Genomic DNA, 23,494 nt, shown 5'->3' on the forward strand with positions numbered 1-23,494 from the left:
AACCCGGCTTCGCGGAAGCCGCCGCATGCTTCGGCGAGCCGGCGCGCCGACACGCACCATGAAGACATGACCCGATCCCACCCGAGAACGTGAGCAATGCCATGTGGTTGAAAGACACGAGCCCGCCGGAAAGACGCGTCCTGGCCGCCGCCTTCGCCGGATACGGCATCGATGCCTTCGACTACATGATCTACACCTTCCTCATACCGACGCTGGTGATCGTGTGGGGGCTGACGACGGTCCAGGCCGGCAACATCGCCACCGCCGCGCTCGTCACCTCGGCGGTGGGCGGCTGGGCCGCGGGCATCCTCGCCGACCGGTACGGGCGGGTCGTCGTGCTGCAGGGGACCGTGCTGTGGTTCACCGTTTTCACGGTGCTGTCCGGGTTCACGCATTCCTACGAGCAATTGCTGTTCACCCGCGCCATGCAGGGCTTCGGCTTCGGCGGCGAATGGTCGGTCGGCTCGGTGCTGATCGCCGAGACGATCCAGGCGCGCTACCGCGGCAAGGCGGTCGGCCTCGTCCAGTCGAGCTGGGCGGTGGGCTGGGCCGTCGCGGCCATCGCCTTCTGGGCGGTCTTCGCCCTGGTCGAGCCGGCGTCCGGCTGGCGCATCCTGTTCTGGATCGGGGCGGTGCCCTCGGTGCTGATCTTCTGGATCCGCCGCAACATCGAGGATCCGGAGGTCTACCGGCAGACCCGCTCGGCCATGCACGCGGTCGGCGACCGCGGCAACTTCCTGGAGATCTTCTCCCGAGACCTCATCGGCCGGACGGCGCTCGCGAGCCTCCTCGCCACCGGGATGCAGGGCGGCTACTATGCCGTCACGACCTGGCTGCCGACCTATCTCAAGACCGAGCGCAACCTCTCGGTGCTCAACACCAGTGGCTACCTGCTGATGCTGATCTTCGGCTCCTTCCTCGGCTACCTGACGAGCGCCTACCTCTCCGACCGGATCGGCCGCCGCAAGGGCTTCATCCTGTTCGGGTTCTGCGCCGGCCTGCTCGTGCTCGGCTACACCCTGGCGCCGATCACCGACACGGCGATGCTGTTCCTGGGCTTTCCGCTCGGCTTCTTCCTGTCCGGCGTCTTCTCCGGCATGGGCGCCTACCTCAGCGAGCTGTTCCCGAGCCGCGTCAGGGGGTCGGCGCAGGGGTTCTGCTACAATTTCGGCCGGGCGACCGGGGCGGCCTGCCCGGCGCTGGTCGCGCATCTGTCCGGATCGCTGACGCTGGGCATCGCCATCGGGGTCGTGGCGGCCAGCGCCTATTGCCTCGTGATCCTGGCGGCCCTCCTGCTCCCCGAGACCGCCGGCCGCGAGCTCGACGCAGACGGGGCGATCCCGGCCGTGACAATGCCGGCGGCGGCGTGACCAGCGACGGGACGGGAGCAGCGGACATGGCGAGCGTCGACCTGAACTCCGACCTCGGCGAGGGCTTCGGCGCCTACGCCTGCGGTGACGACGCGGCGATGCTCGGCATCGTCACCTCGGCCAACGTCGCCTGCGGGATGCATGCGGGCGACCCCGAGATCATGGCCGAAACCTTCGCGCGCGCGAAAGCGAACGGCGTCGCGGTGGGAGCCCATCCGGGCTTCCCCGACCTCTGGGGCTTCGGGCGGCGGCGGATGCCGTTCACCCCGCCCGAGATCGAGCGCCTCGTCGCCTACCAGGTCGGGGCCGCGCAGGCGCTCGCGACTTACGCCGGCCACCGCGTCACCTACGTGAAGGCGCACGGGGCGCTCGCCAACCTCGCCGCCGCCGAGCGCGCGGTCGCCGACGCCATCGCCCGGGCGGTGCGGGCCGTCGACCGCGACCTCGCGCTGCTCGCCATCGCGCTCACCGCGCAGGTGCCGGCCGGCGAGGCGGCGGGCCTCCAGATCCACCAGGAGATCTTCGCCGACCGCGGCTACACCGAGGACGGGCAGCTCATCGCCCGCGGCCAACCCGGCGCAATGATCGAGAGCGCGGAGGAGGCGGCGAGCCGCGTCCTCGCGATGGTGGAATCCGGCGCGATCGTGACGGCGCAGGGCTCCCGCCTGCCGACGCCGATCCGCTCGGTCTGCGTCCACGGCGATTCCGCCCACGCGGTCGCCACCGCCCGCGCCGTGCGGGAAAAGCTCGAAGGCGCCGGCATCCGCCTCGCCTCGTTCCGGGCCTGAGGCGGTGGAGCAGACCCTACGCCTGCTCGATGCCGGGGAGGCGGCCCTCGTCGCCGAGTTCGGAAGCACCGTCGACCCGGCGATCAACGACCGGGTCCTGGCGCTCGACGCGGCGTTGCGCGCCGACCCGCCCGAGGGCGTCCGCGAGACCGTGCCGACCTACCGCTCGCTGATGATCCACTACGACCCGCTGGTGCTGAGCCGCGAGGCACTGGCTGGGCGCGTCATGGCGCTCGCCGACGGCGCGAACGCGAGCCGGGCAGCGCCGACCCTGTGGACGCTGCCCTGCTGCTACGCCGAGACCAGCGACGGCGAACCCTGCGGCGAGGACGTCGCCGCCATCGCCGAACTCGCCGGCCTCTCGCCGGAGCGGGTGGCCGAGCTTCATGCAGGCGCCACCTACCGGGTCTACATGTACGGGTTCGCGCCGGGCTTCGCCTATCTCGGCGGCCTGCCGAAGGCGCTCGCGGTGCCGCGCCGAGCCAAGCCCCGGCCGCCGCATCCGGCCAACGCCCTGCTGGTCGGCGGCGGCCTGGCCGCGGTCGGGACCGTGCCGATGCCGACCGGCTGGTACGTGATCGCGCGGACGCCCGCCCGCCTCTACGCGCCGGAGCGCGACGAGACCTTCCCGGTCGCGGCCGGCGACCGCATCCGCTTCGAGCCGGTCGACGCCGCGACCTATGCCGCCCTGGAACGACGCGCCGCCGCGGGCGAGGTCGTGGCCCGGCGCGAGGCCTTCGCCGAGGAGGCCACGCCGTGAGCCCGCACCTCGCGATCCTCGCCGCCGGCCCGAGCGTCACGCTCCAGGATGCCGGCCGCCACGGATACCTGCGCTACGGCATCACCGCCGCCGGGCCGATGGACCCGCTCGCCTTCGCCACCGCCAACCGCGCCGCCGGCAACCCGGAAGGCGCGACCGCGATCGAGGTCTCGGCCGGCGGCATCACCGTCGCGGCGGAGGGCGGCCCGCTCGGTCTCGTCCTGGCGAGCACGGGCTTTCGCGTCGCCCTCGACGGCCAGGCGCTGCCGGCGTCCGTCGCGCTGACCTTGGAGCCGGGCCGGACGCTCGCCGTGCGGGCGGGCACGGCCGGCGCCTGGTGCTACCTCGCCTTATGCGGCCGGGTCGCCGTCGCGCCGACGCTCGGCTCCACCGCGACGCACACCCGGTCCGGCCTCGGCGGGCTCGACGGGCGCGCGCTCGCGGCCGGCGACAGGCTCGCCGTCGAGGAGGCCCGCGCCGGCGCCGGCGATCCGCAGACCCTGGTCGCGCCCTGGCTCGACCGGCCGGCGGAGGTGATCCGCGTGGTGCTCGGACCGCAGGACGACGCCTTCGCGCCGGACCAGATCGCAGCCTTCCTCGCCGGCCCGTGGACGGTCGGCGGGCGCGGCGACCGCATGGCCTGCTTCCTCGACGGCCCGCGCCTGACCCATGCGCGCGGCCACGACATCGTCTCGGACGGCATCTCCATGGGCGCGATCCAGGTACCGGGCGAGGGCCTGCCGATCGTGCTGATGGCCGACCGCCAGTCGACCGGCGGCTACCCGAAGATCGCGACCGTGATCGGCCCCGACCTCGGGCGGCTGGCGCAGGCCCAGGCCGGCGCGCGGCTGCGCTTCTCCGCCGTCTCGGTCGCCGAGGCCGTCGCCGCCCGCCGGGCGGAGGCCGCCTGCCTCGTCCCCGACATCCGGACGGAGCCGGTGATCCGCACCGCGTTCCCGTCCGAGCTGCTGCTCGGCCTCAATCTCGTGGGCGGCGTGATCGACGCGAAGGGGTGATGGTGCGACGCCAGCCGCGCAAGCGGTTGGACGAAGACTTGCTTGGGCACGGCGACATGGATCTCGACACGATCACCTCCGTCCTGACGCCGCGGGAGCCCGGTGCACTGCCGGGCTGGCGCTTGGGCGACGCATGGCTCGCCGGCGGCACCTGGCTGTTCTCTGAGCCGCAGCCGCATCTAGCCCGGCTGATCGACCTCACCGGCCTGGCGCTGCCGCCGAGCGCGGCGACCGAGGCCGCTTTGAGCCTGTCGGCCACCTGCACCATCGCCGCCCTCGACCGCATCGAGTTGCCGCGGGCCTGGATCGCCGCGCCGCTGGTCGGGCAGTGCTGCCGGGCGCTGCTCGGCTCGTTCAAGATCTGGAACCGGGCCACGGTCGGCGGCAACCTCTGCCTCGCCTTGCCTGCCGGGCCGATCATCGCACTCGGCGTGGCGCTGGACGGCGTCTGCACCATCCGCACCGGCGCGGGCGGCGAGCGCCGCATGGCGGTGGCCGACTTCGTGCTCGGGCCGCAGACGACCGCGCTCGCCCCGGACGAAGTCCTGCTGCGCCTCGACATGCCGGCGGCGGCCCTACGGCGGCGCACGGCCTTCCGCCGGATCTCGCTCAGCCCGAACGGCCGCTCCGGCGCCCTCCTGATCGGGACGCGGGACGCCGACGGCACGTTCGCCCTCACCGTCACGGCCGCCACCCGCCGCCCGGTGCGCCTCGCCTTCCCGAGATCGCCGGGCGCGGACGACCTCGCCGACGCCATCGCCGCGGGAATCGACGACGCGCTCTGGTACGACGACGTGCACGGCGCGCCGGACTGGCGGCACCACGTCACCGGCCTGCTCGCCGAGGAGATCCGAGCCGAACTCGGGGACGCCGCATGAGGATCGTCGTCAACGGCCACGCCGAGGAGGTCGCCCCGCGCCCCGGCCAGTGCCTGCGCACCCTGCTGCGCGAGCGCGGCTGGTTCGGCGTCAAGAAGGGGTGCGACGCCGGCGATTGCGGCGCCTGCACGGTCCACCTCGACGGCGAGCCGATCCACAGCTGCCTCCTGCCGGCGTTCCGGGCCGGAGGGCGCGAGGTCACCACCATCGAGGGCCTGTCCGGCCCGTGCCGGCCGGGGCAGGGGGCAGCGGATCGGGCGCCCGACGCCCTGCACCCGATGCAGGCGGCCTTCGTCGCGGCGCAGGGCTTCCAGTGCGGGTTCTGCACGCCGGGCATGATCATGACGGCGGCGGCCCTCGACCAGGGCCAGAAGCGCGACCTCGGCACGGCGCTGAAGGGCAACCTCTGCCGCTGCACCGGCTACCGCGCCATCCGCGACGCCATCGCCGGCATCGCCGCCGCCGAGGCGGCGAGCTTGCGCGACCCGATCGGCCGCAGCGTGCCCGCGCCCGCCGCGCCTGACGTGGTCTCGGGGCGCGCCGCCTACACCTTCGACCTGGCGATACCGGGCCTGCTGCACATGAAGGTGCTGCGCTCCGAGCACCCGCACGCGCGGATCGTCGCGATCGACCGCGAGGCCGCCCTGGCGCTACCGGGAATCGTCGCGATCTTCACCCATGCGGACGTGCCGGAGGCGCGCTTCTCCACCGGCCGCCACGAGAACCCGGCCGACGACGCGCCCGACACCCGCGTGCTCGACGACGTGGTGCGCTTCGTCGGCCAGCGCGTCGCCGCGGTGGTCGCCGAGACCGAAGCCGCGGCCGAGGCCGGCGTGCGGGCGCTCAAGGTCGACTATGCGCCGTTGCCGGCGGTGTTCGACCCGGATGAGGCGATGCGGCCCGACGCGCCGCGCGTCCACGCCGCCGTCCCGGCGGGCGCGGACGCGCCGCCGCTAGAAGCCCGCGCGAACCTCGCGGCCGAGGCGCACGGCCTCGTCGGCGATGTCGAGGCCGGGTTCGCCGAGGCGGATCGCGTCTACGAGGGCACCTACCGCTCGCAGCGGGTGCAGCACGCCCACCTCGAGACCCACGGCGCGATCGGCTGGCGCGATCCCGACGGCCGCCTCGTGATCCGCTCCTCGACGCAGGTGCCGTTCCTGACCCGCGACGCGCTCTGCACCCTGTTCGGCCTCGACCGGTCGCAGGTGCGGGTGGTGGCGGGCCGGGTCGGCGGCGGATTCGGCGGCAAGCAGGAGATGCTCACCGAGGACCTGGTCGCGCTGGCGGTGCTCCGCACCGGGCGCCCAGTGAAGTGGGAGTTCACCCGCCAGGAACAGTTCGTCGCCACCACCACCCGCCACCCGATGCGCGTCCGGGTGAAGCTCGGCGCGAAGGCCGACGGTACGCTGACCGCGATCCAGCTCGACGTGGTCTCGAACACCGGCGCCTACGGCAACCATGCCGGCGGCGTGCTCCACCACGGCACCAACGAGGTGATCGGTGCCTACCGCTGCCCGAACAAGCGCGTCGACGGCTACGCCGTCTACACCCACACCCTGCCGGCCGGGGCCTTCCGCGGCTACGGCCTCAGCCAGACGATCTTCGCCGTCGAATCGGCGCTGGACGAGCTCGCCCGCGACCTCGGCCTCGACCCCTACGCGATGCGCCGCCGCAACGCGGTGCGGCCCGGCGATCCCATGGTCTCGACGAGCCTCGAACCGCACGACGTCGAATACGGCAGCTACGGCCTCGACCAGTGCCTCGACCTCGCCGAGCGGGCGATGGCAGCGCCTTTCGGCGACCCGGCCCCGGAGGGCTGGCGCGTCGGCGAGGGCATGGCGATGGCGATGATCGACACGATCCCGCCGCGCGGGCATTTTTCGGACGCGCGGATCGGGCTAGGCGGGGACGCAAGCGATCGCGGGTCCCCTCTCCCAGGGGGAGAGGGACGGGGTGAGGGGCGTGACCTCTCCGGCATGGTCTCATCCCTCACCCCAACCCTCTCCCGCACGGGAGAGGGGGTCCGTCGCGGTGATGGCGCCCCTTCCGGCGGCGCCATCTACGACCTCTCCGTCGGCACCGCCGAGTTCGGCAACGGCACCACCACCGTGCATGCGCAGATCGCAGCCGCGGCGCTCGGCACCACGCCGGACCGCATCCGCATCCGCGCCTCCGACACCGACGCGGTCGGCCACGATACGGGCGCCTACGGCAGCACCGGCATCGTCGTGGCGGGGCGCGCGACGCTGAACGCCGCGGAGGCGCTGGCCCGCGCGATCCTGACCCGGGCCGCGGCGAAGGCGGGCGTCGCGCCCGCCGACTGCCGTTTGGAGGCCGACCACGTGGCCGTTCCGGGCGGTCGCGTCGCGTTGGCCGACCTGATCGCGGAAGGTCCGCTCGAAGCGGAGGGGCGGGCCGACGGCTCGCCGCGCTCGGTCGCCTTCAACGTCCAGGCGTTCCGGGTAGCGGTGCATCCGGGCACCGGCGAGGTCCGCATCCTGCGCAGCGTCCACGCGGCCGACGCGGGGCGGGTGATCAACCCGATGCAGTGCCGCGGGCAGGTCGAGGGCGGCGTCGCGCAGGCGCTCGGCGCGGCGCTCTACGAGGACTTGCGCCTCGACGCGGAAGGCCGCGTGACCACGCAGACCTTCCGCAACTACCACATCCCCGCCTGCGCCGACGTGCCGGCGACGGAGGTGCTGTTCGCCGACACCCACGACAGCGTCGGCCCGCTCGGCGCGAAATCGATGAGCGAGAGCCCGTTCAACCCGGTCGCCCCGGCGCTCGCCAACGCGATCCGCGACGCCACCGGCGCGCGGCTGACCGAGACCCCGTTCGCACCGGACCGGATCTTTCGGAGCGTCGGCACGCGTTGAGCCTCAGGCCGGCGCGACGCTCCGGTCGAGGACGCGGCCCTGGCCCGGCTCGGACAGCACCCGGCCATCCTCGGCGATCACCCGCCCGCGGGCGATCGTCATCACCGGCCAGCCGGTGACCTGGAACCCTTCCCAGGGCGTGTAGTCGGCGCCGTGATGGAGGGCGGCCTGGCGGATCGTCTCGCGGCGGTTCGGGTCCCACAGGGTCAGGTCGGCGTCGAAGCCGGGGCCGATCGAGCCTTTGCGCGGATACAGGCCGTAGAGCTTGGCGTGGTTCGTGGCGGTGAGCGCGGCGAACTGGTTCAGTGTGATCCGCCCCTTCGACACGCCCTCCGAGAACAGCACCGGCAACCGGGTCTCGATGCCGGGGATGCCGTTCGGGATCCAGCGGAAGGAGGTTTTTCCGCGCGGGTTCAACTTGCCGGCGGGGTCGTCGTAGCGGAACGGGCAATGGTCGGAGGAGACCACGTCGAACACCCCGCGCTGCAGGCCGGACCAGATCGCCGCTTGGCTCGCGGCGTCCCGCGGGGGCGGCGAGCAGACGTACTTCGCGCCCGACATCGGGTCGTCGCCGATCCCCTTCATGTCGTCGGCCGTGAGCGTCAGGTATTGCGGGCAGGTCTCGGCGTGGATCTTGAGGCCGCGCCCCTGCGCCCACGCGATCTGCTCCATCGCCTGCTCGCCCGAGACGTGGACGATGACGATGTCGAGATCGACGAGCTCGGCGTGGCTGATCGCCCGGTGCGCCGCCTCGCGCTCGACCAGTTGCGGCCGCGACAGCGCATGACCGAACGGCCGGGTCTCGCCGGCCTTCTCCAGGCGTTCGCTGAGGTAGCGGATCGCGTCGTAGCCCTCGGCGTGGACCATCACGCGGGCGCCCTCGCGCCGGGCCACGTCGAACACGTCGAGGATCTGGCGGTCGTTCAGGACGAGGTCGTCGTAGGTCATGAACACCTTGAACGAGGTGTAGCCGGCGGCGATCAGCGCCGGCAGCTCCTGGCCGAGCACCGCCTCGGTCGGGTCCGAGACGATCAGGTGGATCGCCACGTCGACGTGGCACTGCCCCTCGGCCAGCGCGCGATAGGCCTCGGCCGCCTCGCGCAGGGACACGCCCCGCGGCTGCAACGCGAACGGCATCACGCAGGTGTTGCCGCCGGCCGCGGCGGCGCGGGTCGCCGAGGCGAAGTCGTCGGCCATGACGATGCCGGGGCCGGAGGGCTGCGCGATGTGGACGTGGCTGTCGATGCCGCCCGGCAGCACCAAGAGGCCGGACGCGTCGACGGTGCGGGCGGCGTCCGCCACCCGCTCGGCGACAGTGACGATGCGGCCGTCGCGGATGCCGATCTCGGCGCGGAGCGTGTCGGCGGCGGTGACGACGGTGCCGCCGCGGATCGCGAGGTCGAATTCAGGCATTGTCCTTCGTAGCCTCGTCCGTGGACCCTGATGAGGCGGGCCGGTCCGCAAGGCCCTGGCACGATGCGTGCCCCGGTAGCCCGCATCCGCCGAAGACCGATCCGGGAGCCCCGATGTCCCAAAGCCCGCTGAACCGCTTCTCCGTCGCGCCGCTGGCGACGATGACGCGCCGCCTGGCCGACGTGGCGTCGGGCCGGGCCGAGCCCGATCTGGTGATCGCAGGCGCGCGGGTACTCTCGACCTATTCCGACCGCATCCTGCCCGAGCGCGAGATCTGGGTCGCGGGCGGCCGCATCGCGGCGGTGAAGCCCGCCGGCAGCCATCGCGGCGGCGCAGCGCGGTTCGATGCGGGCGGCGGCCTGATCGCGCCGGGCCTCGTCGACCCGCACCTGCACATCGAGAGCAGCATGGTCACCGCCTGCGCCTACGCGGAGGCCGCGTTGCTCAACGGCACGACGACGATCGTCTGCGACAGCCACGAGATCGGCAACGTGCTTGATGCCGACGGCGTCGCCTGGATGCTGGAGGATGCCCGCGAGGCCCCGCTCAACATCTACCTCACGGTGCCGAGCACGGTGCCGGCGACGAGGCCGGAGCTGGAGACCGCGGGCGGCGACCTCACCGCCGAGAAGATCGCCGCCCTGTTCGACGCCTGGCCCGAGGCCGTGGGCTTGGGCGAGAAGATGGACTTCGTCGCGGTGGCGGAGGGCGACCCGCGCGCGCACGCGATCATCGCAGCATCGCTCTCGCGCGGGCGCCCGGTCTCGGGCCACATCTACGGCCGGGACTTCGTCGCGGCCTACGCCGCGTCCGGCGTCACCGACACCCACGAGGCGATCGACCGCGACATCGCCGACGACCTGCTCGACGCCGGCGTCTGGATTTTCCTGCGCGGCGGGCCGCCCACCACCCCGTGGCACTCGCTGCCGAAGGCGATCGGTACGGTCATCGACTACGGTGCCGCAGGCAAGCGGGTCTGCTGCTGCACCGACGACCGCGACGCGGAAGACCTCCTCGCCTACGGGCTCGACTGGGTGGTGCGGGAGGCGGTGCGGATGGGCATCCCGAAGCCCGCGGCCTGGTCGATGGGCTCGCTGCACCCCGCGACCCGCTACGGCCTCGACGGCGAGATCGGAGGCCTCGGCGGCGGCCGCCGGGCCGACCTCGTTCTGCTGGACGACGACCTCGTGCCGCGATCGACCTGGTACGGCGGCGAGCTGGTGGTCGAGAACCGCACGGTCACACCCCGCCTCGACGCGGTCCTGTCGCGTCCTTACCGCTATCCGGCCCGGGCCTACGCCACCGTCCATCTGCCCGACCCGGTGCCGGCGCTGGTCCCGGCGCTGCCTTCGGCGCCCTGCACCGTCAACGCGATCCGCACGACCCTGCCGGGCATCGAGCTCATGCACGAGCGCGTGGCCCTGAACCCCGCTGGGGACTGGGCGGCGACGCTCGCGGGACACGACCTGTGCCACGTCGCCGTGGTGGAGCGGCACGGACTCGGCGGCCACGCGGCGCACGGGCTGCTGCGGGCCTTCGGGCTGAAGCGGGGCGCGGTGGCGAGCAGCGTCGGCCACGATTCGCACAACCTGATTGTCGCCGGGCTGAACGAGACCGACATGCGCGTCGCGGTCGAGGCCGTCGCGGTGCATCAGGGCGGGGTCTGCGTCGTCGAGGACGGCGCGGTCGTCGCGATGGTGCCGCTGCCGGTGGCCGGCCTTCTCTCCGACAAGCGCGTCGGCGCCGTCGCCGAGGAGGTCCGTGCCCTCAAGGTCGCCTGGGAGCGGGCCGGCTGCACCATCCCCTATATGGGCTTCAACCTGATTCCGCTCTCGGTGATCCCTCAGATCCGCATCACCGACAAGGGGTTGGTGCTGGTGCCGGAGATGCGTCAGGTGCCGCTGTTCGAGCCGGCCTGAGTGGGCGTCGAGCCCACGCCCTTCGCCGGCACGCCGTTTTCCCGGACGCCTGGAGCGTCAGCGGAAGGCGATCCGGGAACCAGCAGGAGGAAGGGCCGCGCCAGCGGCTCGATACGAACGGCGCAAGGCTGACGAACGGCGCAAGGGTTTCCGACGCTTCGCGACCCTTGTCCGCTGGGTCCCGGATCGGGTTCCGCTGACGCTTCACCCGTCCGGGAAAACGGGTGCGGCCGTCATCGAAGATCGGACATCGCGGTGACCCGCACTCGACCCAGGAAGGCGAGCAGCGTCCGGTTGAACGCTTCGGCGCGCGTGACGCTGTGGGCGTGGCCGCCCTCCGGCACGAGGTCGAGGCGGGCGTTGGCGAGGCCGGCGGCGAGGCGTTCGGAGGCGGTGTAGGGCACCAGCACGTCGTCGCGGGCCGCCATCACCAGGGTCTCGTGCGGGATCGCGCCGAGCCGGCCTTCGAGCGTGAAGCGCTCCAGCGCGGCGATCCGCGCGAGCACCGTCTCGGGGCCGGGGAAATGCGCCAGCGCATGCGCCTCGTCCGACGCGACCCGCGCGGCGTTCTCGGAGAGCCACGGGGCCGGATAGAGGAAGATCGCCTGCGCCCGGACGAAGGCCTCCGGGCCGGCCTGGTTCAGGAGCGCCTTGCGGGCGGAAAAGCACCGCAGCGTCGCGGAATCGATCGCGTCCCAGCCGTTGACGACGACGACGCGCCCGACGCGGGTGGGGTGGGTCAGCGCCAGCTGCAGGGCGATCAGCCCGCCGAGCGCGTGCCCGACCACGTCCGCGGTCTCGGTGCCGGTGGCGTCGAGGACGGCCAGCGCGTCATCGGCCATCGCCGCGATGTCGTGGCCGGGCTCGAGCGCGCCCTTCGAGCGGCCGGTGCCGCGGTGGTCGTAGGTCAGGACCCGGAAGTGCGGGACCAAAGCGGGCATCTGCGGCGCGAAGTAGCCCGCCATCCCGCCGAGCCCCGGGGAGAGCAGGACGGTGCGCGCGCCGGAGCCCGCGACATCGTGGTGGACCGGCATCAGACCGAGGTGTCGACGGCGAGCGCGCCGACCGGGTGGCCGACATGCGCCACCGAGGCGATCTCCACCAGGGCGTCCGGCTTCACCAGCCCGCACTGGATGCAGTAGCGCGCCGGCTTCTCGCCGGGGAAGTACTCGGCGTAGACCGCGTTGATCGCGGCGTAGTCGGCCCAGTCCTTGAGGAAGACGTGGTTGAAGGTCACGTCGTCCAAGGTGCCGCCGGCGGCCGTCACGACGCCCTTGATGGTCTCCAGCACGTGGCGCGTCTGGGCGGCGGCGTCGCCCACGTGGACGACGTTGGCGTCGGCGTCGAGCGGCAGGGTGCCGGAGACGTAGAGTACGCCGTCCGCGAGCGTTCCGGGGACGTAGGGCGCCAGCGGCTTGCCGGTGCCGGGCGGGATCACGATGGTCTTGGGCATTTTTTTGGGACTCTGTGCTCGGGTCTATTCGGCGGCAATGGCGTCCCTGGCCGACAGGGCGGTCTCGAAGGCGGCCACGTCAGAGACCCAGCCGAAGAAGGTCTCGATGTTGAGGAGCGCGCCCTCCTGCAGGCTCGGCGGGCCGGCCTGGTGGGTGGCGTCGGCGAGCACGATGCCGAAATATTCGAGGAAGAACCCGTCGCGCAGGGTCGATTCCACGCAGACGTTGGTGGCGATGCCGGTGAAGACCAGCGTGCGGATGCCCCGCGCCCGCAGGGTGCTGTCGAGCGCGGTGTTGTAGAAGCCGCTGTAGCGGGGCTTGCCCATGACGATGTCGCCGGGCTGCGGCTTGAGCGCGTCGACCAGATCGTAATCCCAGGTGCCGCGGGTGAGCAGCCGGCTGTTCAGCCCCGGCTGCCGCCGCATCGTCTTCAGCGCGTTGGACTTGTGCCAGTTCGGCGAGCCCGGCCCCCCGGCCTCGACGTAGTCCGCGTCCCATCCGTTCTGGAACCACAGCACGACGATGCCGGCCGCCCGCGCGGCGGCGACCGCGGCGGCGATGCGGCCGATCACCGGACCGGTCTGCGAGACGTCGAAGCCGGCCAGATCCAGGTAGCCGCCCTTGGTCGCGTAGGCGTTCTGCATGTCCACGACGATGAGCGCGGTCGCCTCGGGCGCGAAGGCGATCGGCTCGGGGCGCGCCGGCAGCGTCACGCCGCCGAAGCGGCCGGCCGGGTCGCGATATCCGGCAGGCGCCTCCATCACGCGACCTCGGACAGGGGCGCCGCCGAAGCGACGTGCCGGCGGGTCCGCATCAGCGGCTGGATCTTCTGCCCGAAATCGTCGAGCCCTTTCAGGAAGTCGTCGAACACCAGCAGCACCCCGCCGGTGCCGGGCACGGTCATCACGTCGTCGAGCATCCGCGCCACGCTCTCGAACGAGCCGACGAGGGTGCCCATGTTGATGTTCACCGCCGAGGTCGGGTCGGCCATCTGGCGCACGTTGGTGTCGGCGCCCGACTTGGTGTCGGCCGCGCCCTGCACGCCGAGCCAGGCGATGGCCTCCTGGTCCGCCCCCGCCTTGTAGTGCTCCCACTTGGCGTGGGCGGCGGCGTCGGTCTCGTCCGAGATCACCATGAACAGAACGTAGGAGGACACGTCGCGACCGGTCTTCGCCTTGGCGGCCTCAAGGCGCGCGACGGTCGGCGCGAAGGCGGTGGGGGTGTTCACACCCTTGCCGAAGCAGAAGTTGTAGTCGGCGTAGGTGGCGGTGAAGGCCATGCCGGCCTCGCTCTGGCCGGCGCAGATCAGCTTCATCGGCGCCTGCGGTCGCGGGCTCAGGCGGCAATCGTCCATCTGGAAGTACGTGCCCTTGAGGTCGCTGCGCCCTGTCTCCCAGAGCTCGCGCAGGATTTGCGCGTATTCGGAGAGGTACCGGTACCGGTCGGCGAAGAACGCGTCGCCGGGCCAGAGGCCCATCTGCGAATATTCCGGCTTCTGCCAGCCGGTGATCAGGTTGAGGCCGAAGCGCCCGCCGGAGATCGAGTCGATGGTGGCGGCCATCCGCGCGGTGATCGCGGGCGGGAAGCACAGGGTCGGCGCCGTGGCGTAGAGCTTGATCTTGGAGGTGACGGCGGCGAGCCCGGCCATCAGCGTGAACGATTCGAGGTTGTGGTCCCAGAACTCGGTCTTGCCGCCGAAGCCGCGCAGCTTGATCATCGACAGGGCGAAGTCGAGCCCGTAGCCCTCGGCCTTCAGCGTGACCGCCTTGTTGAGGGCGAAGCTCGGCTTGTATTGCGGCGCGTTCTCCGAGATCAGCCAGCCGTTGTTGCCGATCGGGATGAAGACCCCGACGTTCATCGCCGCGGCGGGTTCGTTCATCGGCCACCTCTCCGAACGCGAGCCGCGCCGCCCGCGGCGGGCCGGAAGACGGGAACGGTAGCGGCTCGAATCGGCCCGTCAAACCGCCGACGGGCCTCTGCACAAAATCTCCGCGGGTTGCCCAGGCGATGCGCGCGATCCGCCCAGCCGGGAAGCGAAATCGCAGCGGATCGGGCCGGCGAAACGCGGTCTTCGATCTGGTAGACCGGGCTCCGGATCTCTTCCGCGAGGGACGACGCGATGCGCGAGACGCTTGCCCCGAACGCCAGCCCGCCGCGCGAGGCCGCCGGCTCCCGCGCCGCCTACCCGCGCCACGTGCCGATCACCACGCGCTGGGCCGACAACGACGTCTACGGGCACGTCAACAACGTGGTCTACTACGCCTTCTTCGACACGGCGGTGAACGGCCTGCTGGTCGAGGCCGGCGCCCTCGACATCGCACGATCCCCGGTGATCGGCCTCGTGGTCGAGACCGGCTGCCGCTACCACGCGCCGCTCGCCTTCCCCGATCGCGTGACCGCAGGGGTGCGCGTGGCGCGGATCGGAAGGTCGAGCGTGCGCTACGAGATCGGCCTGTTCCGCGGCGACGCGGATGCGGCGTCGGCGGAAGGCTTCTTCGTCCACGTCTACGTCGACCGCGCCACCCGCCGCCCGGTGCCGCTGCCGGAGCCGTTGCGCAGCGTCCTCGAAGGCTGGACGCGGCCCGCTTCGCCGTGACACCTCCGCCGTGACACCTCCGCCCCCCCTTGCTATGGCGCGGAGATGAGGCGCCGCCGGCCCGTCCGGCCGTCGGCGCGAGCGGGTTGACCACGATCATGAACATCTTCGCCCTGTTCGAGGCGCGCGTGCGTGAGGCCGTCGAGGCGCTGGTCCGCGGCGGGACGCTTCCCGAGGGCCTCGACCTTGCCCGGGTCGTGGTCGAGCCGCCGCGCGACGCGAGCCACGGCGACCTCGCGACGAACGCCGCCCTGGTGCTCGCCAAGGAGGCCAAGACCAACCCGAAGGCGCTCGGCGAGGCGCTGGCCGCCGAGCTGCGCCAGGACCCGCGCGTGGTCGAGGCCGCGGTCGCCGGCCCCGGCTTCATCAACCTGCGGCTGGCGCCGGCCGTCTTCCACGACGTGCTGCGCGGCGTGCTGGCCGATCCCGCCGGCTACGGGCGCGGGCACATGGCCGGCGGGCCGGTCAACATCGAGTACGTCTCGGCCAACCCCACCGGCCCGATGCATGTCGGGCACGGGCGCGGGGCGGTGTTCGGCGACGCGCTGGCGAACCTCCTGGTCGCCGCCGGCCGGCAGGTGACGCGCGAGTACTACATCAACGACGCGGGCGCGCAGGTCGACGTGCTTGCCCGCTCCGCCTACCTGCGCTACCGCGAGGCGCTGGGCGAAACGGTCGGCGCGATCCCCGAGGGTCTCTATCCCGGCGACTACCTCGTGCCGGTCGGGCAGGCGCTGGCCGAGACCCACGGCCGCGCGCTGCTCGAAAAGCCGGACTCCGAATGGCTGCCGGTGGTGCGCGAGACCGCCATCGCCGAGATGATGGAGATGATCCGCGGGGACCTCGCCGCGATCGGCATCCACCACGACGTGTTCTTCTCCGAGCGCACCCTGCAGGGGGAGGGCGGCGGCGCCGTCGCAACGCTGCTCGCGGAGCTGCGCGAGAAGGGGCTCGTCTACGAGGGCCGCCTGCCGCCGCCCAAGGGCCAGGTGCCAGAGGATTGGGAGGACCGCGAGCAGACCCTGTTCCGCACGAAGGACTTCGGCGACGACACCGACCGGCCGCTGCTGAAGTCGGACGGCTCCTACACCTACTTCGCCTCCGACATCGCCTACCACCAGGCCAAGTACCTCGCCGGCGCCACCGAGCTGATCGACGTGCTCGGCGCCGACCACGGCGGCTACGTCAAGCGCATGCAGGCGGCGGTGAAGGCCGTCACCGACGGCAAGGCGAGCCTCGACGTGAAGCTGTGCCAGCTGGTGCGGCTGTTGCGCGCGGGCGAGCCGGTGAAGATGAGCAAGCGCTCGGGCGAGTTCGTGACGCTCCGCGAGGTCATCGACGAGGTCGGCCGCGACGCGATCCGCTTCATGATGCTCTACCGCAAGAACGACGCGACCCTCGACTTCGACCTCGCCAAGGTGGTCGAGCAGTCCAAGGACAACCCGGTCTTCTACGTCCAGTACGCCCACGCCCGCATCCGCTCGGTGCAGCGGCAGGCGCGCGAGGCGTTTTCGGACTTCGACCCCGGGGACGCTGCCGGGCTTGCGGACGCGGACTTCGCGCTGCTGTCGGATGCGGGCGAGGCCGAGATGCTGCGGCTGATCGCGCAGTACCCGCGGGTGCTGGAGGCGGCCGCCGCAGCGCACGAGCCGCACCGGATCGCCTTCCATCTCTACGAGACGGCGAGTAGCCTTCATAGTTTCTGGAACAAGGGCAAAGACTTGCCGCAATTACGGTTTGTTAATCCAACCGACCGAAAGTCAACTCGGGCGAGGCTAGCGCTGATCGAGGCGCTGCGAGGCGTCTTGGCATCCGGTCTCGCCGTCCTCGGCGTGAGCGCTCCGGACGCGATGCGGTGAGTGCGCCCCCGTAAAAGTCGGCGTAGGATGAGGATGCTGCCATGACGAACGCTTCGCGCGCGCCTGTCGACTTCGACGCCTTCGCGCGCGATCTGCAGCAGCCCTCGCCGGCCCCGCGCGGGGCCGAGCCGGCCGCGCAGAAGCCCGACCCGCTGGCGGAACTCGCCCGCATCGTCGGGCAGGACGACCCCTTCCGCGCGCTGCTCGCCGCCCGCGACGACCGGCGCGAGCCGGCGGCGCAGACGCAGGGCGCCGCCCAACGCGGCCGCCAGGAGCCGAGCTTCGCGCCCGCGGCCGCCGCCTACGCCGAGCCGCAGCGCAACGCCCCGGCCGACGCCTTCGACCAGTACCTCGCCTCCGTCGATCACGGGTCCGAGCAGCAGGCGCGCTACGCCGAAGCCGAGGCCTACCAGAACGAGGCGGGCGACGCCGAGGCCTACGACCAGCGCAGCCTCAAGCGGGTGAAGCCGCGCAACCGCCTGGTCAAGGTCGGCGCGGGCGTCGCCGTCGTCCTCGTCGCCGTCACCGGCGCGGTGACCTACAAGACCCTGCGGCACGGCGGCGGCGGCGGCGGCGGCGGCGTCCCGGTGGTCCAGGCCGACACCTCGCCGGTGAAGGTCGCGCCGAAGGTCGCCGACGGCGTCGAGATCCCGGACCAGAACCGCCAGATCTACGAGCCCAAGGCCAAGGACAGCCAGATCCGCATCGTCAACCGCGAGGAGCAGCCCCTCGACGTGGCCCAGGCCGCCCGCGCGGCGCAGGGTCAGGAGCGCTCGGCACAGGATCGCGGCGAGACCGCCAACGTCACCCCGGGCTCGGCCTCGTTCGACGCGTTCGGCCAGCCCCGCAAGGTCCGCACCGTCGTGGTGCGGCCGGACACGCCGCCCCCGGCGGCCCAGCGCGAGGCGCAAGCCGAGGCGGCCCCGGTCTCGCCGGTCCCGACCATGACGCTGCCGGGCGACGACGCGCCGGCCGCCCGCGCCAAGCCCGGCCGGATGGCGGCGGGGGCGACGCCGCAGATGCCGACCCAGACCGTGACCCAGCAGCCGCCGCCCGCCGCCGTGCAGGCGCCGGCCGCCGAGCGCACGCCCGCTGCGGTCGTGCCGCAGCCGGCCAAACCGAAGGCGCCCCAGCGCGTCGCCGCCGTCGCACCGGAGGCCTCCGCCCCCGTCGAGGCTCCGGCGACGACCGCGACCGTTAGCACCGCCGCCGTCGGCGGGTTCTCGGTCCAGCTCGGCGTGCGCACCAGCGCCAAGGATGCGCAGGCCGCGTTCCGCGAGATGCAGGGCAAGTACGGCCAGCTCGCCGGCAAGCCGGAGCTGATCCGCCAGGCCGAGGTCAACGGCAAGACGATCTTCCGCGTCCGGGTCGGACCCCTCGCCAAGGCCGAGGCCACCAGCCTCTGCACCGAGCTCCAGGGCGCCGGCGGCCAGTGCTTCGTCGCCAAGAACTGATCTGACCTGAAACGCGCCTCGAACCACAGCCCTGGGCCGCCGACCCGTCGGCGGCCCGCCTGAGTTGCCGTCGCAACACTTCTCCGCCGTCCGGCCCCGCCGCCGGCCGAGGCCACGGTTCGGGCTTGCGGCGCGGGGCGGTCCCGTCGGACGCTTCCCGGCGGATTCGCCCGCTCACGGACCCTGACAACTTCACCCCCCTTCCGGGAAGACCGTCGCCGATGACCTCCCGTGCCCTCATCCTCGGCTGCGCCGGCAAGACCCTGTCGGCGGAGGAGACCGCGTTCTTCCGGGACGTGCGCCCCTGGGGCTTCATCCTGTTCAAGCGCAACATCGGCACGCCGGACGAGGTCCGCGCGCTGACCGCGTCGCTGCGGGCGACGATCGGCCGGGACGACGCGCCGATCCTGATCGACCAGGAGGGCGGCCGGGTGCAGCGCATGGGGCCGCCGCACTGGCCGGCCTATCCGGCGGGCGGACGCTTCCGCCGCCTCGATGGGGCGGCGACCGCGATGGCGCGGCTCGGGGCGCGCCTGATGGCGCACGACCTTTCCGAGGTCGGCATCAACGTCGACTGCGCGCCCGTCCTCGACGTGCCGGAGCCCGGGGCGCACGACATCATCGGCGACCGCGCCTACGCCACGACGCCGAGCCAAGTGGCCGAGATCGGCCGGGCGGTGGCCGAGGGCCTGATGGCCGGCGGCGTGCTCCCGGTGATGAAGCACATCCCCGGGCACGGCCGCGCCGCCTGCGACAGCCATCACGGCCTTCCGGTCGTCGAGGCCAGCCTGGAATCCCTGGCCGCCCAGGACTTCGGGCCCTTCCGCACGCTCGCCGACCTGCCGATGGCGATGAGCGCCCACGTGGTGTTCACGCAGATCGACCCCGACCGGCCCGCCACCCAGTCGCGGACCGTGATCGCCGACGTGATCCGCGGCATGATCGGCTTCGACGGCCTGCTGATGACCGACGACCTCTCGATGCACGCGCTGACCGGTCCGTTCAGGGCGCGGGCGGAGGCGGCCTTCGCGGCCGGCGTCGACGTGGCGCTCCATTGCAACGGCGACGCGGACGAGATGCGCGCCGTCGCCGAGGGGACGCCGGCGCTGGAAGGCGACGCCCTGCGCCGCGCCGAGGCCGCGCTCGCCCGGCTCGACCACGGCCGCGACGGCTTCGACCTCCAGCTCGCCCGCGCGCAATTCGCCGCGGCCCTGGCGCAGGCCGCCTGACCGTTGCCGGCCGCGCATGGGTTCGCCCCTCCCGCGCGGGATTGACCGCTTGTGTTAACCCGGCGCGGTCCCTAGGTTCCGGCTGAAATTCCACCGCGGACATGGGCCGTCGCGGACACGTCTCGTAACGATGCGTGGCTCGTGGCGCAGGAGGTTGCCATGGGCAGCATGAGTATCTGGCACTGGGTCGTCGTCGCCGTCATCGTCATGCTGCTGTTCGGACGCGGCAAGGTGTCGGACCTGATGGGCGACGTCGCCAAGGGCATCAAGGCCTTCAAGAAGGGCATGGCCGAGGACGAGACGCCGACGCAGGCCGCGACGCCGCCGGTGGTCCCGTCCGAGCCCGTCCGCACAATCCCGCATGCGGCCGAGACCAGCCCCGGCACCGCGATCCCCGCGAGCCACCTGCCGCAGGGCGAGCGCAAGCCCGTCTGAGGAGGCCCGCACCCGAGAGGGTGCACGGCTCATTTCCCGAGTCCCGTCGGCGCCGTGGCGACGGGTCCGAGGCTGCAGGACCGTCGACGACATGCTGGACATGAGCTGGGGGGAGGTGATGCTGATCGGCGGCGTCGCCCTCATCGTCATCGGGCCGAAGGACCTGCCGAAGGCCCTGCGCACCGTGGGCCAGGTGACGCGGAAGGTCCGCCGCATGGCGGGCGAGTTCCAGATGCAGTTCAACGAGGCGATCCGCGAGGCGGAGCTCGACGATGTCCGCAAGGAGGTCGACGGCATCCGCGACACGGTGCGCAACGCGAGTGGCGGCTTCAACCCGGTCCAGACCATCCGCGACGAGCTGAAGGGCGCCGTCGAGGCACGTGCGCCGAAGCCGAGCGCCGCGACCTTGGCCGACGCGACGGCGCAGTTGAAGGCGGCCGAAAGTGAGACGCCGGCCTCCGGGGGCGGCGCCTACGACGTGCCGAAGGCGCTCGATCAACCTGTCGCCCAGACGACCGCCCAGCACGCGACCGACATCGAGGCCGCCCCCGCGGCGCCCCCGGTTCCCGGCTCCGTCGACGACCCCTACGGCCCGGCCCCCGATCCGGCGCCGGCGCCGCACGGGCCGGCCCCCTCCGCACCGGCCGCAGGCCATTAAGCGATGATCGACCAGACGGACGAGGCCGAGATCGAGGCGTCGCGGGCGCCACTCCTCGACCACCTGATCGAATTGCGCGCGCGGCTGATCAAGTCGCTGATCGCCTTCGTGGTGATGTTCTTCGGGTGCTTCTTCTTCTCGCGCGAGATCTACAACATCCTCGTCCACCCCTACGTCTCGATCGTCGGGGTCGAGAACGCAAAGCTCATCGCGACCCACTTCCTCGAGCAGGTGTTCACCAACATCAAGCTCAGCGTCTTCGGCGCGGCGTTCCTCGCCTTCCCGGTGATCGCGACGCAGATCTACGCCTTCGTCGCGCCGGGCCTGTACCGGAACGAGCGCAAGGCCTTCATGCCCTACCTCGTCGCCACGCCGGTGTTCTTCATCCTGGGCGCGCTGGTGGTGTTCTTCCTGGCGATGCCGCTGCTGATCAAGTTCTCGGTGTCGCTGCAGCAGGTCGGCGTCGCGGGCGAGCCGACGATCGCGCTGCTGCCGAAGGTCGACGAGTACCTCTCGCTGATCATGACGTTGATCTTCGCCTTCGGCATCGCCTTCCAGCTTCCGGTGATCCTGACCCTGCTCGGGCAGGTCGGCATCATCGACGCCAAGTTCCTGCGCGAGAAGCGGCGCTACGCGATCGTCCTGGTCTTCGTCGCCGCCGCCGTGCTGACGCCGCCGGACGTGATCTCGCAGCTCTCCCTCGCCCTGCCGATGCTGCTGCTCTACGAGGCCTCGGTGTTCTCGGTGTCGCGTATGGAAAAGCTGCGCGCCCGCCGCCGCATCGCCGAAGGGCTCGACCCGTAGAAACGGGACGATTGCAGATGGCGATTTGCTCTTCGGAAACTCACTGATAGCGCCGCGTCATCCCGGGGCAGCGCAGCGGAGCCCGGGACCCAGAACCGCTGGTCGCGCAGGACTTTGCACCGTCGGCGGCTCTGGATTCCGGGCTCGCCTGCGGCGCCCCGGAATGACGGCGTGATGACACCTGCGATCGCCCTGCTTCAGAGGCCAGGCCCCTTGGCGGCGCCGTAGATCCGGCCGGGGCGCCCGCCCGCCGAGCCCTGGACCACCACGACCCAGGCGTCGGCCTCGCCGACACGGGCGGCTGCGCGGGGCACCTCGAACCGCACCGCCTGGCCCGTCCAGGGGCCGAGGCGCTGCATCCCGCGCACGACGTTGACGTAGGTCGCGGTGCGGCCGCGGTTCTCGCCGCCGCCGATCGCGACCGGGCGGCTGCGCAGGACCGGCACCAGCCAGACGTCCCCCTTGAGCTCGGCCTTCGGCGCCGGCTCGGCCCCGATCTCGATCACGATGCGCTCGTCCCGCTCCTCGCCGCGCACCGGGACGGAGAGGCCGCCGCGGGCGCTCGACTCGCGCAGCAGCTTTTCCAGCGCCGGCCGGTCGGAGCCGACGGTCGAGGCGGAGCCGTTGATGACGGCCTGCGGCGTGAACATCTGCCGCGCCCCGTGGACCCCGGAATAGCCGTGCTGGCGCTCGCCGAACGGGCGCTGGGCCAGGGTGTCCTTCCAGCCGAGGTAGTCCCAGTAGGTCACCGGCAGGGTGAGCGCGAGGATGCCGGGCTGGCGCGCGAGGTCGCCGATCACCGGGTCCGCCGAGCGGCAGGCGGCGCATCCTTGGCTGGTGAACAGCTCGACGACCGCCCGCAAGGGCTCGGCCGCCGCCGGACCGCACGACATGCCGAGGGTCAGCGCCGCGAGGAGGGCGCGGAGCCGGGCGGGCGCATGGGAACGGACGCGGGTCTCCGTCATCGCCTCAGGAGAGCGCACCGGACGCCGGCTGGGAAATCACGTTGGCTTGAGACCCGCCGCCCGACCGAACGCGCGGCTTCGGCAGCATGTTCGGGCGCCAGCGCCGATGCATCCACAGCCACTGGCCGGGATTCTCGCGCACCCAGCCCTCGACGATTGTGGTCATCGCCTGCATCGCGCCGGCGATCTCGATCGCCCCGTCCGCGTCGCGGGGCAGGTCGAGGGGCGGGGTCAGCTCGAGCCGGAAACGGCCGTTCGGGAGCCGCACCACCCGCGAGCCGTGGACCGGACAATCGTAATGGCGGGCGAGCTTGGCGAGCAGTGGGTTCGCGAGGCAGGGGCGCCCGAAGAACGACACCACGACGCCGCGGGTGAAGTGCTGGTCGATCAGCTGCCCGAGATGGCCGCCGCGCTCGACCACGCCCTGCATCGCGAAGGCGCCGCCGGGGCCGGAGGCGGCCAAGCCCCCCATGGTCTTGCGCCGCACCTCCTGCACGAGCCGGGCGGCGGCCGGGTTGTTCGGCGCGCGGAACACCGCCGTGGTCTCGAGATCGAACTTCGCCGCGCAGATCGCCGGCAGCTCCCAGTTCGCCAGATGCGCCGAGAACACCAGGCCCGGCTGGCCGTCGTCGCGCAACGCCAGGAAGTGCTCCAGGCCCTCGACCTGCATGCGCTGGGTCGCCGGGTCGGCGGAGTCGAAGTCGAACAGCGTGTCGAGGTGGGCGTATTCGGCGCCGGTGCGGCCGAGGTTGTCCCAGGCGGAGCGCGCGATGCCTCGGATTTCGGCCTCGGACGCGTCGGGGAAGGCGGCGCGCAGGTTCGCGAGCGCGGTCCGGTGAGAGGGCAGCCACGGCCCGATCGCGCGCAGCAGCGCGCCGCCGGCGTCGCCCGCCCGCTCGGGACCGAGGATGCGCGACAGCCAGAACACCGTGCGGATCAACGGCAGCATCGCGAAGCCCGCGAGCCGCGGCAGGTTGCGCTTCAGGGTCAGGGCGAGGCGCAGCAACGGGTCACTCTCGG

General features: G+C 72.4%; 21 protein-coding genes. 14 read left to right on the top strand and 7 right to left on the bottom strand.

Going from position 1 to position 23,494, the window contains the following annotated elements; translation table 11 throughout:
* Positions 1 to 101: 101 nt before the first annotated feature.
* The 6 genes from FV234_RS08435 to FV234_RS08460 are packed head-to-tail and all read left to right on the top strand — an operon-like array spanning position 102 to position 7,688.
* Positions 102 to 1,370, top strand: coding sequence for an MFS transporter (locus FV234_RS08435; RefSeq protein WP_147828713.1), 1,269 nt, complete (start codon positions 102 to 104; stop codon positions 1,368 to 1,370).
* 26 nt (positions 1,371 to 1,396) lie between these two features.
* Entirely contained in the window at positions 1,397 to 2,158 is a 762-nt protein-coding gene (locus tag FV234_RS08440) for a 5-oxoprolinase subunit PxpA (RefSeq protein ID WP_147828714.1), read from the top strand.
* 4 nt (positions 2,159 to 2,162) lie between these two features.
* Entirely contained in the window at positions 2,163 to 2,918 is a 756-nt protein-coding gene (locus tag FV234_RS08445) for an allophanate hydrolase subunit 1 (protein WP_147828715.1), read from the top strand.
* Positions 2,915 to 3,934: a biotin-dependent carboxyltransferase family protein gene (locus tag FV234_RS08450; RefSeq protein WP_147828716.1), complete on the top strand. Its 1,020-nt coding sequence runs from the start codon at positions 2,915 to 2,917 to the stop codon at positions 3,932 to 3,934. The genes FV234_RS08445 and FV234_RS08450 overlap by 4 nt, the downstream gene beginning before the upstream one ends.
* 56 nt (positions 3,935 to 3,990) lie before the next feature.
* Entirely contained in the window at positions 3,991 to 4,812 is an 822-nt protein-coding gene (locus FV234_RS08455) for an FAD binding domain-containing protein (RefSeq protein ID WP_147828747.1), read from the top strand.
* Positions 4,809 to 7,688 (top strand): molybdopterin-dependent oxidoreductase, encoded by a 2,880-nt coding sequence (locus FV234_RS08460; RefSeq protein ID WP_147828717.1) that lies wholly within the window; start codon positions 4,809 to 4,811, stop codon positions 7,686 to 7,688. The genes FV234_RS08455 and FV234_RS08460 overlap by 4 nt, the downstream gene beginning before the upstream one ends.
* 3 nt (positions 7,689 to 7,691) lie before the next feature.
* On the opposite strand, the gene hydA is transcribed toward FV234_RS08460, so the two are convergent.
* On the bottom strand, positions 7,692 to 9,101 hold the full coding sequence (gene hydA / locus FV234_RS08465) for a dihydropyrimidinase (RefSeq protein WP_147828718.1): 1,410 nt from the start codon (positions 9,099 to 9,101) through the stop codon (positions 7,692 to 7,694).
* Positions 9,102 to 9,214: 113 nt separating this feature from the next.
* Between hydA and FV234_RS08470 the strand changes: the two genes are divergently transcribed.
* Positions 9,215 to 11,020: an adenine deaminase C-terminal domain-containing protein gene (locus tag FV234_RS08470; protein WP_147828719.1), complete on the top strand. Its 1,806-nt coding sequence runs from the start codon at positions 9,215 to 9,217 to the stop codon at positions 11,018 to 11,020.
* 233 nt (positions 11,021 to 11,253) lie between these two features.
* Here FV234_RS08470 and rutD read toward each other — a convergent pair whose 3' ends face one another.
* The 4 genes from rutD to rutA are packed head-to-tail and all read right to left on the bottom strand — an operon-like array spanning position 11,254 to position 14,332.
* Positions 11,254 to 12,054, bottom strand: coding sequence for a pyrimidine utilization protein D (rutD, locus tag FV234_RS08475; RefSeq protein ID WP_147828720.1), 801 nt, complete (start codon positions 12,052 to 12,054; stop codon positions 11,254 to 11,256).
* Positions 12,054 to 12,473 (bottom strand): pyrimidine utilization protein C, encoded by a 420-nt coding sequence (gene rutC, locus FV234_RS08480; RefSeq protein ID WP_147828721.1) that lies wholly within the window; start codon positions 12,471 to 12,473, stop codon positions 12,054 to 12,056. Before rutC ends, rutD begins: the two co-directional genes overlap by 1 nt.
* Before the next feature lie 24 nt (positions 12,474 to 12,497).
* Complete coding sequence (gene rutB / locus FV234_RS08485; protein WP_147828722.1) at positions 12,498 to 13,235, bottom strand: pyrimidine utilization protein B; 738 nt, start codon at positions 13,233 to 13,235, stop codon at positions 12,498 to 12,500.
* Positions 13,235 to 14,332 (bottom strand): pyrimidine utilization protein A, encoded by a 1,098-nt coding sequence (gene rutA, locus FV234_RS08490; RefSeq protein ID WP_147815824.1) that lies wholly within the window; start codon positions 14,330 to 14,332, stop codon positions 13,235 to 13,237. Before rutA ends, rutB begins: the two co-directional genes overlap by 1 nt.
* A gap of 261 nt (positions 14,333 to 14,593) precedes the next feature.
* Here rutA and FV234_RS08495 point away from each other — a divergent pair, with 261 nt between their 5' ends.
* From FV234_RS08495 to tatC, 7 genes are all read left to right on the top strand, one after another.
* Positions 14,594 to 15,070 carry a thioesterase family protein gene (locus FV234_RS08495; protein ID WP_147815822.1) on the top strand — a complete coding sequence of 159 codons (477 nt, stop codon included), beginning with the start codon at positions 14,594 to 14,596 and terminating at the stop codon, positions 15,068 to 15,070.
* Positions 15,071 to 15,168: 98 nt separating this feature from the next.
* Positions 15,169 to 16,929 carry an arginine--tRNA ligase gene (argS, locus tag FV234_RS08500; RefSeq protein ID WP_147828723.1) on the top strand — a complete coding sequence of 587 codons (1,761 nt, stop codon included), beginning with the start codon at positions 15,169 to 15,171 and terminating at the stop codon, positions 16,927 to 16,929.
* Between the two features lie 41 nt (positions 16,930 to 16,970).
* Complete coding sequence (locus FV234_RS08505; protein ID WP_147828724.1) at positions 16,971 to 18,383, top strand: SPOR domain-containing protein; 1,413 nt, start codon at positions 16,971 to 16,973, stop codon at positions 18,381 to 18,383.
* Between the two features lie 221 nt (positions 18,384 to 18,604).
* Positions 18,605 to 19,612 (top strand): beta-N-acetylhexosaminidase, encoded by a 1,008-nt coding sequence (nagZ, locus tag FV234_RS08510; protein WP_147828725.1) that lies wholly within the window; start codon positions 18,605 to 18,607, stop codon positions 19,610 to 19,612.
* 159 nt (positions 19,613 to 19,771) lie between these two features.
* Positions 19,772 to 20,047 (top strand): twin-arginine translocase TatA/TatE family subunit, encoded by a 276-nt coding sequence (locus FV234_RS08515; protein ID WP_147828726.1) that lies wholly within the window; start codon positions 19,772 to 19,774, stop codon positions 20,045 to 20,047.
* A 91-nt stretch (positions 20,048 to 20,138) separates the two neighbouring features.
* Positions 20,139 to 20,705 carry a Sec-independent protein translocase protein TatB gene (gene tatB / locus FV234_RS08520; protein ID WP_147828727.1) on the top strand — a complete coding sequence of 189 codons (567 nt, stop codon included), beginning with the start codon at positions 20,139 to 20,141 and terminating at the stop codon, positions 20,703 to 20,705.
* A gap of 3 nt (positions 20,706 to 20,708) precedes the next feature.
* On the top strand, positions 20,709 to 21,509 hold the full coding sequence (gene tatC, locus FV234_RS08525) for a twin-arginine translocase subunit TatC (RefSeq protein ID WP_147752882.1): 801 nt from the start codon (positions 20,709 to 20,711) through the stop codon (positions 21,507 to 21,509).
* A gap of 197 nt (positions 21,510 to 21,706) precedes the next feature.
* Here tatC and FV234_RS08530 read toward each other — a convergent pair whose 3' ends face one another.
* Together FV234_RS08530 and FV234_RS08535 are read right to left on the bottom strand one after the other, a co-directional pair.
* On the bottom strand, positions 21,707 to 22,474 hold the full coding sequence (locus tag FV234_RS08530; protein ID WP_147828728.1) for a DUF1223 domain-containing protein: 768 nt from the start codon (positions 22,472 to 22,474) through the stop codon (positions 21,707 to 21,709).
* 4 nt (positions 22,475 to 22,478) lie between these two features.
* Positions 22,479 to 23,480: a lipid A biosynthesis lauroyl acyltransferase gene (locus FV234_RS08535; protein ID WP_147828729.1), complete on the bottom strand. Its 1,002-nt coding sequence runs from the start codon at positions 23,478 to 23,480 to the stop codon at positions 22,479 to 22,481.
* Positions 23,481 to 23,494 lie beyond the last annotated feature (14 nt).

This window comes from Methylobacterium sp. WL8 (genome assembly GCF_008040045.1).
Lineage (GTDB): Bacteria > Pseudomonadota > Alphaproteobacteria > Rhizobiales > Beijerinckiaceae > Methylobacterium > Methylobacterium cerastii.